Annotated in this window: 15 protein-coding genes; 12 read left to right on the top strand and 3 right to left on the bottom strand. The window is 38.9% G+C overall.

The window, feature by feature from the left end:
* Position 1: 1 nt before the first annotated feature.
* Positions 2-3124 carry an efflux RND transporter permease subunit gene (locus tag C9J40_RS06385; RefSeq protein WP_107246218.1) on the top strand — a complete coding sequence of 1041 codons (3123 nt, stop codon included), beginning with the start codon at positions 2-4 and terminating at the stop codon, positions 3122-3124.
* Positions 3125-3184: 60 nt separating this feature from the next.
* Here the strand turns inward: C9J40_RS06385 and C9J40_RS06380 are convergent, their stop codons facing one another.
* Both C9J40_RS06380 and C9J40_RS06375 read right to left on the bottom strand, forming a co-directional pair.
* The gene (locus C9J40_RS06380) at positions 3185-4477 is read right to left on the bottom strand and encodes a YadA-like family protein (protein WP_107246216.1); all 1293 of its coding nucleotides are present in this window, start codon (positions 4475-4477) and stop codon (positions 3185-3187) included.
* A 280-nt stretch (positions 4478-4757) separates the two neighbouring features.
* Positions 4758-5078, bottom strand: a complete 321-nt coding sequence (locus C9J40_RS06375; protein ID WP_107206703.1) for a hypothetical protein — start codon at positions 5076-5078, stop codon at positions 4758-4760.
* Between the two features lie 269 nt (positions 5079-5347).
* Between C9J40_RS06375 and C9J40_RS06370 the strand changes: the two genes are divergently transcribed.
* The 11 genes from C9J40_RS06370 (at position 5348) to C9J40_RS06315 (ending at position 14386) form a co-directional block, all read left to right on the top strand.
* Positions 5348-5713 (top strand): hypothetical protein, encoded by a 366-nt coding sequence (locus C9J40_RS06370; protein ID WP_107246214.1) that lies wholly within the window; start codon positions 5348-5350, stop codon positions 5711-5713.
* Between the two features lie 87 nt (positions 5714-5800).
* Positions 5801-5986, top strand: a complete 186-nt coding sequence (locus C9J40_RS06365; RefSeq protein ID WP_107206701.1) for a hypothetical protein — start codon at positions 5801-5803, stop codon at positions 5984-5986.
* Positions 5987-6182: 196 nt separating this feature from the next.
* A complete protein-coding gene (locus tag C9J40_RS06360; RefSeq protein WP_107206700.1) occupies positions 6183-6506 on the top strand; it encodes a metalloregulator ArsR/SmtB family transcription factor in 324 nt (107 codons plus the stop codon).
* A gap of 52 nt (positions 6507-6558) precedes the next feature.
* The gene (gene arsH, locus C9J40_RS06355) at positions 6559-7278 is read left to right on the top strand and encodes an arsenical resistance protein ArsH (protein WP_107246212.1); all 720 of its coding nucleotides are present in this window, start codon (positions 6559-6561) and stop codon (positions 7276-7278) included.
* A 4-nt stretch (positions 7279-7282) separates the two neighbouring features.
* Positions 7283-8344 carry an ACR3 family arsenite efflux transporter gene (arsB, locus tag C9J40_RS06350; RefSeq protein ID WP_107206699.1) on the top strand — a complete coding sequence of 354 codons (1062 nt, stop codon included), beginning with the start codon at positions 7283-7285 and terminating at the stop codon, positions 8342-8344.
* A 4-nt stretch (positions 8345-8348) separates the two neighbouring features.
* A complete protein-coding gene (gene arsC, locus C9J40_RS06345; protein WP_045130602.1) occupies positions 8349-8768 on the top strand; it encodes an arsenate reductase (glutaredoxin) in 420 nt (139 codons plus the stop codon).
* A 527-nt stretch (positions 8769-9295) separates the two neighbouring features.
* Positions 9296-10420, top strand: a complete 1125-nt coding sequence (locus C9J40_RS06335) for a hypothetical protein (RefSeq protein ID WP_107246208.1) — start codon at positions 9296-9298, stop codon at positions 10418-10420.
* A 507-nt stretch (positions 10421-10927) separates the two neighbouring features.
* Positions 10928-12460, top strand: coding sequence for a phospholipase D family protein (locus tag C9J40_RS06330; protein WP_107246206.1), 1533 nt, complete (start codon positions 10928-10930; stop codon positions 12458-12460).
* Between the two features lie 182 nt (positions 12461-12642).
* Positions 12643-13197, top strand: coding sequence for a dienelactone hydrolase family protein (locus C9J40_RS06325; protein WP_107246204.1), 555 nt, complete (start codon positions 12643-12645; stop codon positions 13195-13197).
* Positions 13198-13308: 111 nt separating this feature from the next.
* A complete protein-coding gene (locus tag C9J40_RS06320; protein ID WP_369918800.1) occupies positions 13309-13872 on the top strand; it encodes a pyridoxamine 5'-phosphate oxidase family protein in 564 nt (187 codons plus the stop codon).
* Between the two features lie 136 nt (positions 13873-14008).
* A complete protein-coding gene (locus C9J40_RS06315; RefSeq protein ID WP_107246203.1) occupies positions 14009-14386 on the top strand; it encodes a hypothetical protein in 378 nt (125 codons plus the stop codon).
* Between the two features lie 131 nt (positions 14387-14517).
* On the opposite strand, the gene C9J40_RS06310 is transcribed toward C9J40_RS06315, so the two are convergent.
* Positions 14518-15873: a DUF4397 domain-containing protein gene (locus C9J40_RS06310; RefSeq protein ID WP_107246201.1), complete on the bottom strand. Its 1356-nt coding sequence runs from the start codon at positions 15871-15873 to the stop codon at positions 14518-14520.
* Positions 15874-16267 lie beyond the last annotated feature (394 nt).

Here is a 16267-nt window from a genome sequence, read left to right as displayed (position 1 = left end):
AATGAAAGAAAAAGGATTAATTGCTTGGTTTACCCATAATCATGTTGCTGCCAATTTACTCATGTTACTTGTTATTTTAGGTGGCTTATTTTCTATTAGTTTAATTAATAAAGAAATTTTCCCCGCTTTTGCTTTGAATCGCATTATGATCACAGCAAGTTATCCTGGCGCGTCTCCTGAAGATATAGAACAAAGCATCAACATTAAAATTGAACAATCGCTCGATAATGTAAAAAACATCAAGCGGATTGAATCTGTCGCTTCTCAAGGCTTGGCTTCATTGACTTTAGAGCTTGATACGGGAGCCGATCTTGAGAAAGTGCTAGATGATGTCAAACAACAAATTGATGCCATTACGACGTTTCCAGTCAATATGGAAACGCCATTGATCAAGCGGGCTGAATTTACCAGTAATGTCATGTTCATTTCGCTTTATGGCAATCTCAATGAAAGACAATTAAAAGAATATGCCAAACAAGTTCGAGACGATATTTTACTCGAAAGCAGTGCTTCTGACGTTGTCGTTTCAGGCGTAAAAGATTATGAAATAGCGATAGATGTCTCTGAAAATGCGCTAAGAAAGTATGGTTTAACCTTTGAGCAAGTCGCGAATGTTGTTCAACAGCGATCTATAGATTTACCCGGTGGCATTATTAAAGCTAAAGATGGTGATTTATTGGTTCGAACTAACGGTCAACTGTATAGCGGTGATGCGTTTTCATCGATTGTTTTACGCACGCGCTCAGACGGTAGCCGATTATTATTATCAGATGTCGCCACTGTTTCAGACGGTTTTGTTGAAAATAGGGTTTTAAATCGTTTTAATCGCCAACGAGCCGCAGTTATTCAAGTACGAAACTTAACGGATGAAGATGCGACTAAAATCTCACATCAAGTCAGTGAGTATATAGCCAAAAAGCAAGCTCAATTACCTTCGGGTGTCTATCTCGACACCTGGGGAGATATGTCACATTATTTGGAAGGGCGTTTGAATATGATGCTTTCCAATATGCTATATGGTGGCATATTAGTCTTTGTTATTCTTGCTCTTTTTCTTGATATACGCGTTGCGTTTTGGGTCATATTAGGGATCCCATTTTGTTTCCTTGGTACGCTTTTGTTTATGCCAACGCCGTTTATTGCGGTATCAATTAATCTTATCTCGCTGTTTGGTTTTATTTTAGTGCTAGGGATAGTTGTTGATGATGCAATAGTGGTGGGAGAAAGTGTTTACAGTGAAATTGAAGACAAAGGGCAAGGCATTGATAACGTTATAGCTGGGGCGAAGAAAGTCGCTATTCCTGCAACATTTGGCGTCTTAACGACCATGGCGGCGTTTATCCCCATGTTGATTTCGGATGCGCCTCGCACTGAGTTTTTCAAAGCTATCGCATGGATTGTATTGCTGTGTTTAAGCTTTTCTTTGATAGAGTCAAAACTTATCCTTCCTGCACATTTAGCGCGTATGCGTTTAACGCCGCGGAGCAAGACACCTCATTTACTTTCACGCTTAAAATTGCGTTTTAACAATGCAGTCGATCGGTTTATAAATTATAACTATCGTCGATTTATTACCCTGTGTACGAGGCATCGCTATAGTGTCTTAGCGACGTTTTCTGGCATCTTAATGCTTGCTATCGCACTTGTGGTAAGTGGCCAATTACGATGGGTCTTTTTTCCTAATCTTCCATCTGATTATATTCAAGTAAATGTAGATATGGATGTGTCTTCTTCTGATGAAAATAACGCGCGTGTTGCGGCTCAAATAGAAGATGCATTGTATCAAGCAGATGCCAAAATATATCAAGAGCTGGGTGTGAATGTGGTAAAACACACTTTTATGAATATGGCGAATCGGCAAGATTTATTTATCTTAGCCGAGCTCCATAAAACAGAAACGTTACCGATCAGTAGCTTTGAAATATTAAAACAATGGCAAGCACAAATGCCACCTTTGGTCGGAGTGAAAAATATTACCTATGATGCCTCGATTGATCGTAAGCAAAGTGATTTACAGTTTAGTTTAAAAGGCGAAAATTTAACGCAACTTGCTGCCGCATCGAAAGCAATGCAACAACTGTTATCTGAGTATGATGGCACGTTAAATATTAAAGATGATCTCTCATCACCAATACCAGAAGTGAAATTACAATTAACCGCAGTAGGGGAAGCATTAGGCTTATCATTATCAGCATTAGCCAACCAAGTTCGTCATGCTTTTTTTGGTTACGAAGCACAGCGTGTTTTGCGTAATAATGAAGAGGTTAAAGTCATGGTGCGTTATCCGCAACAAGAACGCAGTACGATTGGATATTTGGAGAACATGAAGGTGAGATTACCAAGTGGCAAGTTTGTCCCTTTTACTGAGGTTGCCACGGCTAATATTGAATCTTCTTATACCAGCATCAATCGGGTTGATCGAAAACGATCTGTGATTGTGTCTGCCAATGTTGATAAAGCACAAACATCACCGTCTGAGATCTATAATGATATTCTGACAAATAAACTCGATACATTACAACAGCAATACCCTGATATTAAGATAGCGTTAGATGGTCGAGCAAAAGATGAAAAAAATACCAAAGGTAGTTTAATTCGTGATGCTTTACTGGCTCTTCTCACTATATTCGCTTTAATGGCGATTCCGCTGCGATCTTATAGCCAGCCATTGATTATTATGTCTGTGATCCCATTCGGTATTATCGGCGCAATAGCTGGGCACTATATTGCTGGGCTTACCCTTAATTTACTCAGTGTGTTTGGAATTTTGGCGTTAGCTGGGGTTGTGGTCAATGACTCGTTAGTGTTAGTTACCTTTATTAATCGAGCATTAAAGCAAGGCGTTGACTTACAACAAGCGGTTATTGATGCGGGGTGTGCACGATTTAGGGCGATTGTATTAACGTCATTAACGACCTTTTTTGGTCTCGCGCCTATTTTATTAGAAGATAGCTTACAAGCACAGATCGTGATCCCGATGGCAACATCATTAGCCTTTGGGATTTTATTTGCCACCGTTGTGACCTTACTATTAGTGCCATCATTGTATTTAATATTACAAGATGTTAAATCAGTAATAAGGCGGTTTTATCACTGGTGGTGGCAACCACGCACATCCGAGTAAATTGCGTCAAAGGATGGACGTGGTTACATTTAACGAGGTATTCGGTATGGATGGCCTAACCTAGAAACCAATACCGACACCAGCAGAGACGCCTGTATCATGCTCTGAGTCGTCAGATGCAGCAACAGTAATGATACCTCGTTGTCCAACATCAAATTTACCGCCTAATGCAATTGCAGATTGGTTATCGTAATTTGCCGTACCTAGGCCGATGGTATAGTGATAACCTTGACGGAAAGGGATTGCACTCATCGCCATAGCACTTGCAATACCCGCATTGGCTTCGTTATGTACTTTGTTAATATCTTGGCTAAGTTCACCAAAACGTTGATCGGTATAACTATTAGCTTTATTTAGTGTTGCTGTAGCATTTTGATCTGCATAATGGTCAGCCTTATTTACGGCATTATTAGCGTCAATATCTGCATAATGGTTAGCCTGTTTAACCGCTTCGGCTGTTTTATTATCGGTATATCCATTAGCTTGGTGTAAAGTGTTAGCCGCTGAAGTATTGGTATAACTCTTTGCTTGGTTTAATGTTGATGATACTTGAGTATCAGTATACTTATTTGCTTGTGAAATACCTTGGTGTAGCTGACTTACGTTAACCGCATCTGTTTGTGCTATACCTGCTTGTACATGCTCTAAACGACGTTGGATCTTATCGCTACCAAATGATACTTGGCCATCAGTAGAAACAGATTGATTGCCTATCGCAATAGAGCCTGCTTTACCTGATGCAGTCGCATAGTTACCAATAGTAATATCTTTTTCACCCGCTGACGCTTTAGTCCCCAGTGCCATTGAATAGTTACCGTCAGCATGGCTACTTGTACCCATAGCCATTGCATATGTACCTTTCGCGACACTACTGGTACCCAACGACGTCGTTGAATACCCAGTGGCTTTAGCACTAGAGCCAAAGGCAATAGAAGCATTGCCATCAGCATTGGCTGTAGAGCCAAAAGCCTCGGTTTGAACACCTTTTGCGGTTGCACCAGAGCCAAATGAAGAGGAACTATTGCCGTATGTTTGTGCATTAGAGCCAAAAGAGGCAGATTGATTACCTTGGCTTTTTGCCGCAATCCCCATAGCTATCGCAGCATTACCATTAGCACTTGATGAATAACCTTCAGCAACACTCGATTCCCCTTTTGCTGATGATGCGTAACCAATTGCAACAGAATTGTTACTTTGCGCAACAGAAGCACCTTGGCCCAAAATAACATTATTCGTATTCGTTGCTGCATTAGAAGAATTATCACTTAAATTATTACTTAAATTAAGGGGTTGAGCGAAAGCAGGTAATGAAAAAAGTGATATTAATAAATAATGTTTTTTATTTAATAGCATGGCATAACCCTAATAGTTTAATTTAGCGGTAGCATATACAATTTAATTAATAAAGTTAGAGTTAGGAATAGAATTAAAGTTACCAAAAATGTGATTTATGCATTGTGGTAGGGTTTATATTCATTAAATGCGAATATATATTAGTATTTGATGTTAAATGTGCCAGTTTTTTGACTTTTTAGGTGTTTTTTAAAATAAAGAAAAATATGGGTGTTTTTCAAAATTAAAAGAAAATTAATTAATCTTGACTGCAAATCTACATTTAAATTTTAGAATATATTTAATCTTTAACCTTATTTCTTTTAACAGTTAAACAAACCGAATAATCATTAATGCCATTTTCTTGACACTTGATAACATTTTCTTTTAATTTTTTTAACTCTTGTTGATTGCGGACAGAATAGACCATCCCGTTTACGCAAGAAATCGTGATCATGCCTTGCGGTGAGAATTGATAACCTTCTACTTCACTCCCACACGGGTTAAAGCCAATGCCTGCATTTACACTGACTTTTTTGGGTACAACTCTCACACTTTCAGTTACGCAACCTACCAGTAAAAAAAGACTTAAAATAATGCTTTGTGTCGTTATCAATTTCATGAGTATTCTCAGTTTGTTAATCTTGATGATGTTGTGTCTAAATTAGGATGCAGCAATGCTCAATAGAATGAATGCTAACGAACAACAATCAATGATTTTAACATCTCACTATGCCGTTTATCTATAATATGAGTTATTCATATGTTAATAAACGTTCAGCCTGATTAAACATTAGAGCCGTTTTTAATTTTTTCTAAGTTTATGAAAATATTGCGTTATAATAGATGTAATGCAAATGACGTTGTTTAAATTTAAAGGAGGAGAACTTAATGTTTAGCGATGTACTGTGGTTTGTTCCCTTCATGATTTTGTTTCTTATCTTTAATTTACTCTTTATAAGAAAACGAAAAAAGAAATCACATGGCAGTTATTTCTCTCATCTTAAAACGCGTTTGAACACTTATCAATCAATGCTAGAGAGTGAAAATGAAGAAGACGACAGTATTATTGAAGATGATTTCATCGAAGAAAAGCCGATAAAAAAACAAGGGACAAAAAAGCCTCGCCAACCTGATGCGACAGAGCCTGCGAAGAAAACAAGCCAGAGAAAAACACCACTAAGAAAGAATACCCAGATAGACAGTGACCATTGGTTAAATCAAAAAGCCAAACGAACGCCTGCCAATAAACCATAGAGGCTTGGTGTTGTTATAGGTATCACGAGAACGCTATACAGCTGCTATAGAAAAGGATAAAGGATAAAGGATAAAGGATAAAGGATTATGAAATCAAAGAATAAAGCACTCTGGGGAAGGGGGAGTTGGCTTGATGTCACGATAAGAGTGACGCTGCTATTAGCCTTTGCTTATGCGGTAAAAACGTTTCATGAATTCGTGACCATTGATCGCTGTTTAGATGCTGGGCATAGCTATAATTACATTGAAAAACACTGTAATACGATAGAGTAAACCGCTTACCACTGCCTATTGGTGGGGTATGGTTATCGTCTGATATCCCACTTTTAACTTCTCTACAATCACCTTTCCCTTCCTGAAGATTTAAATACATCAAATAAACCCTTTTTCACATTTCGTTCACTGTTGACATTAAAAGTAGATCTACATATATTAAAAATCATATATATGAAAAATCGCATGTGAATTTATGGAAACACTATCTTTCTTCAAAGCCATGGCGGATGACACTCGCCTTAAAGTACTTATGCTCCTTAGTTTGAAAGGGGAGCTTTGTGTGTGTGATTTACAACAAGCATTAGATATTAGCCAACCTAAAGTGTCTCGTCATTTAGCAGAATTACGTCGTACTGGGTTGTTGGTCGATGAGCGCCGAGCAAAATGGGTGTATTACCGACTGAATCCTGCAATACCACCTTGGATGAGCGAGATAGTTTCAACATCGTCACAAAACAGTCATCAATATTTAGAAGACTGTTTATCTCGACTCGAATCAGATTGTTCTAGTTGCTAATTACATATCGATTAGTGACAGAGTTAAAGACTATTTATACATAGGCCACAACATGGAAATTAAAGACTTATCGTTACCAAATCTTGATGAAAACCAGTTCAATGTTACGACGTCAGAAGATTTAGTTGCGCCAAAATCAACCCATAAACCACGTATTCTGTTGCTTTACGGATCATTACGTAAGCGTTCTTTTAGTAAGTTAGTGATTGAAGAATCAGCGCGATTATTAGTAAAAATGGGCGCAGAAGTCCGTATTTTTGATCCACAAGGATTACCACTACCAGATGCAGAAGATCCAACGCACCCCAAAGTCGCAGAGTTAAGAGATCTTGTGATCTGGTCAGAAGGGCAAGTGTGGTGTTCACCAGAGCGACACGGTTCGATGACTGGCATTATGAAAGCACAAATTGATTGGATCCCATTATCTATGGGGGCTGTTCGTCCAACTCAAGGGAAAACACTGGCGGTAATGCAAGTGTGTGGTGGTTCACAGTCATTTAACGTGGTGAATCAACTTCGTGTGCTGGGTCGTTGGATGCGTATGTTGACTATCCCTAACCAATCTTCTGTCGCAAAAGCGTTTTTAGAATTTGACGATAACGATCGTATGAAGCCATCAGGTTATTACAACCGCATTGTTGATGTGATGGAAGAGCTAGTGAAATTTACGCTACTAACCCGCGATAACAGTGATTTCTTAGTCGATCGTTATTCAGAGCGTGTCGAAAGTGCAGAGCAATTAATGCAACGTGTAAACCAAAAAGAAGGCTAATAAAATGGGACTGTTTGAACGTTACTTAACCGTATGGGTTGGGGCTGCCATTATTGCCGGTCTTATTCTTGGCAGTGCAATTCCACAATTATTTAGCGTAGTAGCATCGCTTGAATACGCGCATGTTAATATTGTTATTGCGGTATTAATTTGGTTAATGATCTTCCCAATGATGATGCAGATTGATTTCTCATCGATCAAAGATGTGGGTAAAAAACCGAAAGGCCTAGTGCTAACACTGGTGATTAACTGGTTAGTAAAACCATTTTCTATGGCGTTTCTAGGTTGGCTATTCTTCAAAGTTTTCTTCGCCTCTTGGGTTGATCCAGAAACCGCTTCTCAATACATCGCAGGTATGATCTTATTGGGCGTTGCACCTTGTACCGCAATGGTATTTGTGTGGAGCCAAATGACCAAAGGTGATGCGAACTACACCTTGGTACAAGTATCCGTTAACGATCTGATCATGATCTTTGCTTTCGCACCGATTGCTGCATTCTTGCTAGGTGTGACAGACATTACTGTGCCTTGGGATACCCTAGTATTATCAGTGGTGCTGTATGTGGTGATCCCATTAGTGGCGGGTGCTATTACTCGTAAAGCGCTAGATAAATCAAACGACCATTCTCGTTTAGATAACCTATTAGCCAAGCTCAAACCTTGGTCAATTATTGGTTTGTTATCAACAGTGGTTTTATTGTTTGGTTTCCAAGCTGAAACAATTATTGCTAACCCTGAAGCGATTGTATTAATTGCGATTCCACTATTGATCCAAACTTATGCGATTTTTGCCATTGCTTACTGGGCTGCAAAACGCATGAAGTTAGCTCATAACATTGCAGCACCCGCTTGTATGATTGGTACCTCTAACTTCTTTGAATTAGCGGTAGCCGTTGCGATTTCACTGTTTGGTTTACACTCAGGTGCCGCTCTTGCCACCGTTGTTGGCGTGCTGGTGGAAGTACCCGTTATGTTGTCTTTAGTATGGTTTGCCAACCGTACTCGCCATTGGTTTGATGAAAACGAAATGCCATCAAACACTATTTCAAAAGTACACGGAGAGTAAAAAAATGGTTGTTATTCACCATAATCCAGAGTGCGGTACCTCAAGAAATGTGCTGCAAATTATCCAAGATGCAGGCTATGAGCCAGTTGTGATTGAATACATTCAAGAAGGGTGGACAAAACCTCAGCTTCAAGCGTTATTTGCAGCGGCAAATTTAACCCCACGCACAGCATTACGTACCAGCAAATCACCAGCTAAAGAGCTCGGTTTATTAGATGAAAGCGTATCAGACGAAGTGATTCTAGAAGCCATGCTTGAGCACCCAGTATTGGTGAACCGTCCAATCGTATGTACGGCAAAAGGTGTAAAACTGTGTCGTCCTAGTGAAGCGGTATTAGACGTGCTAGAAAACTGGCCGAAAGGACCACTAATTAAGGAAGATGGTGAAGTCATCATCGATGCCAACGGAAACCGTCTACTGTAATTGCTTTTGCCACTACAACTTAAGTAAGTATAAATAGACATGTTTAAAGCTCTGATGAAAGTCAGAGCTTTTTTTAGTTTTTAGAATAAGACAATGCTCAATTTCTTAATTATCTCAATTTCATTAGCTGTGTTGATATATAGGGCTTTATTCATGGTTGTGTTTTTAATCCGACGGGTTAAAAACAGTTCTTACTTTTATCGAGAGCAATTAATCAATTAAAAGTGTTTTTTTGCGAATAAGTTAATGAAAATAAATGTTTTTATTTATTAGGATAATGAAAATTTGCTGTGGTCGAGCTATGGGTTTTCACTCTGCCGCACAGCGGCTTCGTTCAACAAACAATTTAAGAGTGATTCCCCACGCTTGGCTTTTTTTGGTTTGGGTCAAGTTTAGTGTCTACGGCGTCCAAGTTGAGTGTCGTTGTAGCGTGGCTCACACCTTAATGCGGCGTTATAACCCAAAGTGTCCATTTCACAATAGTTGTATGATAAAATTTCTAGAAAATAGGTTTAGGTAGATAATTGATGCTAAAAGGTTTTCTGAAGAAAAAGTCTGATGTAGTGGAACTCCTTTCTGTCGCGATGGTCGCGGCGGTTGGTGCGAGTCTTATTGCAACTTACTTATCTGAGTCGGTAGATTTTTTTGGGGAGAAATCCTCACTATACTTGGGGTTAGTGCTTACATCAGTCGTTGCAATATATTTGTTCAAAAAGTGGAAGCCTGTTGAGCCTGTAGAGGAGCATATTCAAGGATTCTTCTGTTACGATCCTGAGGTGAATTTTCCTGTTTACGTTCCTAGGTATAGATTCTCTCACAACTTATCTTCTTATCTTGAGTCTGCTTTCAACGAAAATGAGGAACTTGCTAAGCTATGGCATATTGAACCGCTTTCGCGGGTTCACGAAGTCTTCGAAGGTGAAATTCCGTCATTAAAAAGTGTATCGTTGGTAAGGGAAATTGTTGAGTATTCCGTTCTGGATATATTAAGTGGGCAATTTTTAAACTATATGCATAAGGAAGATAATGATCATTTTAAACGATACATGCACAATGATGCAGAGATACTAGCCCTCAATAACCGCTTTCTAAACCTTTTCGCTAAACCAATGAACGAAAGGGCATGCTTTCTCGATCAAGACGAGGGCGGTGAGCTCGATGGTGAACACTGGATTATTGCTGAGTGTAATGGTGCTTTGTATCAACAATTTGATTTTGCTCTCCCGAAGAACAGTACAATCAAACGCATTGAAGGTGACACTATTTTGATTGATACACCAAGAGCCAAGATTAAAATAATATCCATGTTTGATGGTAGCAATGCTTATATAGCTGAGAAATTCAGTGAGTTATATTTAGGTGTAGAGGATTTTTTAGCAGTTTCAGACCATGCGTTTGCAATCAAAGTTGAAGTTGAATTTAAGCCTCTTTCAATTATATCCATTTCAGATTGGGATAAGTATGAGTGGATTGACTCTTTTATTAAACAGCTTAAAGAAGAGTTTTCACAAGAGCTGTTCTTAAAAAATATAAATTGGGAAGCAACTCTTACTATGATTCGTGGAATTTCAAACTGGCAAAAGTTGGCAACACAAAAGGAACTTAATAGCTCAAAGTCTCAACAAGCCGAAGTAGACTTAGAAGAGCGCTAGTGGGCGTTTGAGTCAAAGTGTTATAACAGATAAGGATGTGTCGCGCAGCCGACACCTATCCGAAGTGTTGGATAAGCCCAAGCCACCTTATATAAGTAAATATTGGAAATAGCATGAAGGGTGATGCGAAAAAGAGGTCGAGCGTTATCCTTGGTGTGAACCAATCATTTTAACACGCTGATTGATAATAAAATCCTCTTTGCTTCTGAAGCGTTAACTCGATGACGCTATTTCTATTACGACCACACAGCAAACCATAATCACGTACTCGTCGAAATCCTTTTGGTAATACATAGTAAAACCGAATATTTTTAGTGTTCGATGACGAAAAGTTAACAATGCATGAAATAGATTATGGTGAAATGAGTGTGGTTGGCTTAACGGTATTTGATTGACTGTTTAGATAACTAGCTTGTTGCTGGCTATTATTAAATAATGGCAATGTAGGTGTAAAATTAAATCAAAAGCGAATGAATCGCGGCTTGCAGAATAAGGATATTGTTATACATGTCAATAAATAGAGTGATAGGTGCAAGTGTGATTTTTATCACTATTCTGACAGGGTGTTCGTCGCTGCCTAAACAAGCAGAGCATCTTGATGCGCCACTAACACCGAAATTAACCAGTGCGTTATCGACATTAAACGATCGCCACAATCCATTTATAACGCCACAAACACCAAGCGCAGTTCTGGTGCAAAATACGGGCTGGGATGCATTGGCGCAACGTCTAGCTTTGGTTGAAGCTGCCGAGCATACAATAGATATTCAATACTATATTTGGAATTCAGATAGTTCTGGTCGTTATTTAGCGAGTCGTTTAGTCGCAGCCGCTGATCGTGGTGTTTATGTGCGTGTGTTGCTTGATGATATTAACCTAAACGATCGTGAAGCACTGCTAACAAAACTCGATGCACACCCTAATATCGATATCCGCATTTTTAATCCGATCCCTACCCGTAATGCTGGCAAATGGATAAGTTTTGTAGGGGACTTTTCACGTTTAAATCGTCGTATGCATAATAAATCTTTCACTGTTGATGGTGCTTTTACTGTTGTTGGTGGACGTAATATTGGTGATGAGTATTTTGACCTTTCCCATGAACTGAACTTGCGTGATCGTGATGTATTAGCAAGTGGAAAAGTTGTCGCGGATGTTCAACGCAGCTTTAATGATTATTGGAATAGTGAATGGGCATATTCAGTTGATTTATTAAGGGATAAAGCTAAGCCACTACCACAGTTAATGCTTAACACTATTCCTGTACCTGAATATAAAAACTATCCGGCATTGCCTCAAAGCAAGAAGGCAGCCATGACGCACTTATCAACGCTGTTAAAGAAAATGATAGGAGCCAAAGCCACATATATTTCAGATAAGCCTATTCCAGATGATGTTGATAATAGTGATCAGCCAAAAGCAACGGCGCAGTATTTATCTACACTGGCGAAAAATACAAAAAATGACATCATTATTGAATCGGCATATTTAGTCTTTGATGATAAACAACTAGCAGGTTTACAGCAGCTCACGCAAAAGGGCGTGGAGATCAAAGCACTGACAAACTCAATGGCATCGAATGATCTTGTGACGAATCATTCTGGTTATGCTGGTAGACGGCAAGAGATGCTTGAAAGTGGCATGGATTTATATGAATTAAAGCCTGACGCTAAGTTATGCAAGATTGTTATTCAAGATAACGACAAATGTGCACCGAATGCGGTATACGGTTTACACGCTAAATCAGCGGTATTTGACCATCAAATAGCGACGATTGGCTCATTCAACTTCAATTTACGTTCTACCTATCTTAACACTGAGTCGCTATTGGTGATAGAAAACCCTAAGATTGCCACAGAGCTGGCTACGACCTTAGAGGGCGCAATGCAAGACACTAACAGTTGGCATTTAAGTCTGGATGATGGCGATGTGTATTGGCATTCGGGTAACGAAACATGGGACAGTGAACCGAACACTAAACAATGGGATCGTATGAAATCAGAATTATTACAGTTATTGCCAATAGAGAAGTATTTGTAAGCACTAATTTTAATAAGAGATTGCAAAGTCAGCCTCTGAGGCTGGCTTTTTGTTTTTAATGCAAGAGTTGCTCTTTTCTCTATTGTTTCACGGTTGGTTTCTAAGTTTATTTGTTACTCACTTCAGTATTAATAACATATTTATTAGTATCTGCTATGGGTTAATTATATAAAGGAGCATTTATGAAGGTTATTATTGTCACCGATATTTTTGGTTTATGTGAAACCACAGATAAGATGGCCTCATTTATTGCTCAACATACTAACAGTGTAAAAATCGTTGACCCTTATCAAGGTGTTCGCTGCGAATTTTCTAGTGAAAAAGCTGCGTATGAACAATTTATTAAAGATTGTGGGCATGATGATTACTTATCTTTAGTTTGTGAGTCAGTATTAAAAGATAAGCCTGATGTACTGATAGGTTTTAGCGCAGGCGCAAATGTTGCTTGGCGAATATCCGAATTAGTCGCATCTGATTGTAAAAGTATTCTTTGCTTTTATCCTTCACAAATACGTCATCACGTGGATATTGAGCCGAAAGTACCAACAGCGGTTATTTTTCCGAAAAAAGAAGCCTCTTTTGACGTTTTAACTATGAATACAGTACTTCTTCATCGAGTAAATGTAACGACTCAAATCATGCCTTATAAACACGGTTTTATGAATTGTTTATCTGGTGCTTATGATAAACAAGGTGAGACTATGGGGTTAGAGTATATTTTGAATGAAATTAGGTGATCTCATCGGCAGATAATAGGATGTACTTTGTATCTCAACGGATAGCCAACTAGTTTGTTTTAAACTTGGCGCGATCTCTAGTATTGAATACTTAATATGAAGGTGACTATTTTGGGTAAACAATTTTCTGAATTATCAGATAAACATGTAGAGTTTATCGAAAAGCAAAAAATCTATTTTGTTGGTACTGCCGCTGATAGCGGTAATGTGAATTTGTCACCTAAAGGTGGTGATTCATTGAGAGTCATCAATTCAAAGCAAATAGCGTGGTTAAATTTAACAGGTAGCGGTAATGAGTCTGCATCGCATGTTATTAAAAACGCACGAATGACACTCATGTTCTGTGCATTTGAAGGAGCTCCGCTCATTTTTCGAGTATATGGGAAGGCAAAAGTCTTACATACTAAAGATGAGGAATGGGGTCAGTTTGTGCAGCTATTTCCAGAAAGTGTCGCTTCTAGACAAATATTTATCTTAGATATTGATTTTGTTCAGTCGTCTTGTGGCATGTCGGTTCCGTATTTTAGCTATGAGGGGGATCGTGATGACTTGGCGAATTGGTCAAAAAAGCAAGGTGTCGAAGGAATAGAGCAATACTGGCTCAAAAAGAATCAAAAAAGTATCGATGGCTTTGAAACTGAAATAGCGAAAAGATCTGGCTTGGACGTAGAGTAATGAATTAAGCGGTTATTTCGCGCCTAATACTTCATCATACTACTCACGATATAACGTATTCATGGCCTGTTACGCTAGTATTTTGCTAGAAAACGCTCATAATCTTGCAAAACAACATTTAAAGAAGAAATTATCTATGACTGACTTTCAATATTACTTTCAGAAACTGCCATGTTTTAACTGTAAAAAAAATACAGTTAGCATTGATCTTGGTTGGTTAACCGCAGCGATGAAAGAAGATGTTATTGCACAAGCGTCTGCGATTATTGCGCAAGATAACGTTGAGCCTGAAGTGTCGGTGAACGTAACTTGTACAAAAGATGAAGCTCTTGATTATTTATTGCTTAATTTCTACGGTTATTCTGAAGAAGAGTTAGCGCATCAAGTTAAAGCTGAAGATGAACAAGAAGTAGCAGAAGAAATTGCTGAGCTTTTTGCTGATGGTGACGATGTAGGTGTATTTGAACACGAAATCGTACTGCTAAGTTGCACTGATTGCGGTATTGACGATTAGTTTAATTCAGCGTTGTAAGTATAAGGCAATGCTTTTGATAGCGTAATGCCAATGAAAAAGTCCGCAGTTAACTTATTACTAGCGCCTAGTAGTAAAAGATTGCGGACTTTTTGATATGTTTTTTAAGGTTGTTATTTGTCGACGTTTAACGCAATGGCGTTTTCAGTTGCAAATGCGGTTGCCACGTTACCTCCCGCAAGCGCTACATTGGTCGCTGTTAGCAATACATTGGTTGTCCCTGCTTCTGCCACGGCGAAATCGTAATTACCTTCACCCACGTTAAGTACAGCAGAGTCTTTGAAATTCACATTTTGTAATACCGCAGTATCGGCTGAGAATCCTGTACCGGTAGGGGCTGCGTGAATATCCACTGTGCCAGCTATTGGATTAGCATGAACGACTCTTAGTTTTGCATATGTCGCAACACTTCTTAAATCATCATCAATAATAACAGGTTCTATAGATTGAGCGGCAAATTGTCCGACGGCAAAAATGGTTGTTTCAGAGCCTGCTGCAAAAGGGGTGCCTGGAGCTTTAATGGCTTCAGGTGTTGTTGATCCAGAAGGAGTAACCGTTAAATCGTAAGTGTTCGGCGCTAAATCAAGGCTTTTAATTGTTTCATAGCTTATCGAATCAAGTCCAGACACAACATTGCCACTGGCTCTTACATCGACATCACCTAAATCAGCGACGGCATGACCAACACGCACCGTTGAGTTTTCGCCAGTGTTTCTCAGTACATTAACGGTTGATCCGTCTGCAACAAGAAGGTTGACAGGAGAAACGGCACCACCGCTTACATTGGGTACTGCTGTGACCATTAAGTCGCTACCACCATCTAATGCGATGTTGCCACTGTCATATACTACATCGGCATCAGTACTGTTACCTGCTAACGTGATCCTTATTCGGTATTCACCAGCGGGAAGTGTAACGGGGAGATTTGCATCGTCTTCTTTAAAGGTGAGATCGGAAACCGCAATTGTATCTGCACTGATACTAGGATCGGTCGTTACGTGAATATCAACACCACCAACGTTGGGGTGTCCATGTAACACATCGACGCGAATAGATTGGTCATCAGGGGCTTCATTAGACCGAGAAAGAATCACAGGCTCTATAGCATTCACATTATTTACAGCAAAGACGTCATACTGCATATCTGGTGCAAGGTTTACTGCGTTTGCTGTGATCACATCAGCGGTCGCATCGTTTGCAAGAAGTCCACGCACAATCAGATCATGACTGCCTGAATTAACAGGAAGTAATGGGCTACCTTGCTGATAATCAACGTTAGATAAGCCACTAACTACATCACCATCCATTAAAATAGAAACAAGCGGAGCATCCGCACTTGCATGCGTGACCCTTAACTGTGAAGTAGGCATTTCAGCTTGTTTTGTCTCATTTTCATCATGCGAATCGCTGTCACAACCGTTTAAGATTAATGCCGCAGTTGTAAGTAATGTAAGTGTTGTTTTTTTCATATAAAACCTCTTCCTTGCTTGATTAAGGAAAAATTTCTACGGCAATATGAATATATTGGTTCACAAGCAAAAAATCGTCACTATGCATCATTTGTCTTATTGTGAGGAATATCACTCAATAGCTATGAATTATTACTTTTTTCATATTAGAAACCTTGGATAAGTTGTTGTGAAAATTAAAAATAGATAAATATGCTTACGCTCTGTTTGTTATCATTTCTATTACATTGATCTAACTTGTTTGTATATGAAACTCATTTTTAAAAGCAACAAATTTATAAAATAGGTGATTTATTAATAAGGAAGTTAAATATTACTCTTATGAAGCGTTTTATTGGTCGCCTGTTAATTTAAATGTTCTGTATTTTATTATGGAGAGAGTCATTTATCAGGA

The sequence above is a fragment of the Photobacterium sp. GB-72 genome, from assembly GCF_003026095.1.
Lineage (GTDB): Bacteria > Pseudomonadota > Gammaproteobacteria > Enterobacterales > Vibrionaceae > Photobacterium.
This window is presented reverse-complemented; position numbering and strand designations above follow the sequence as displayed.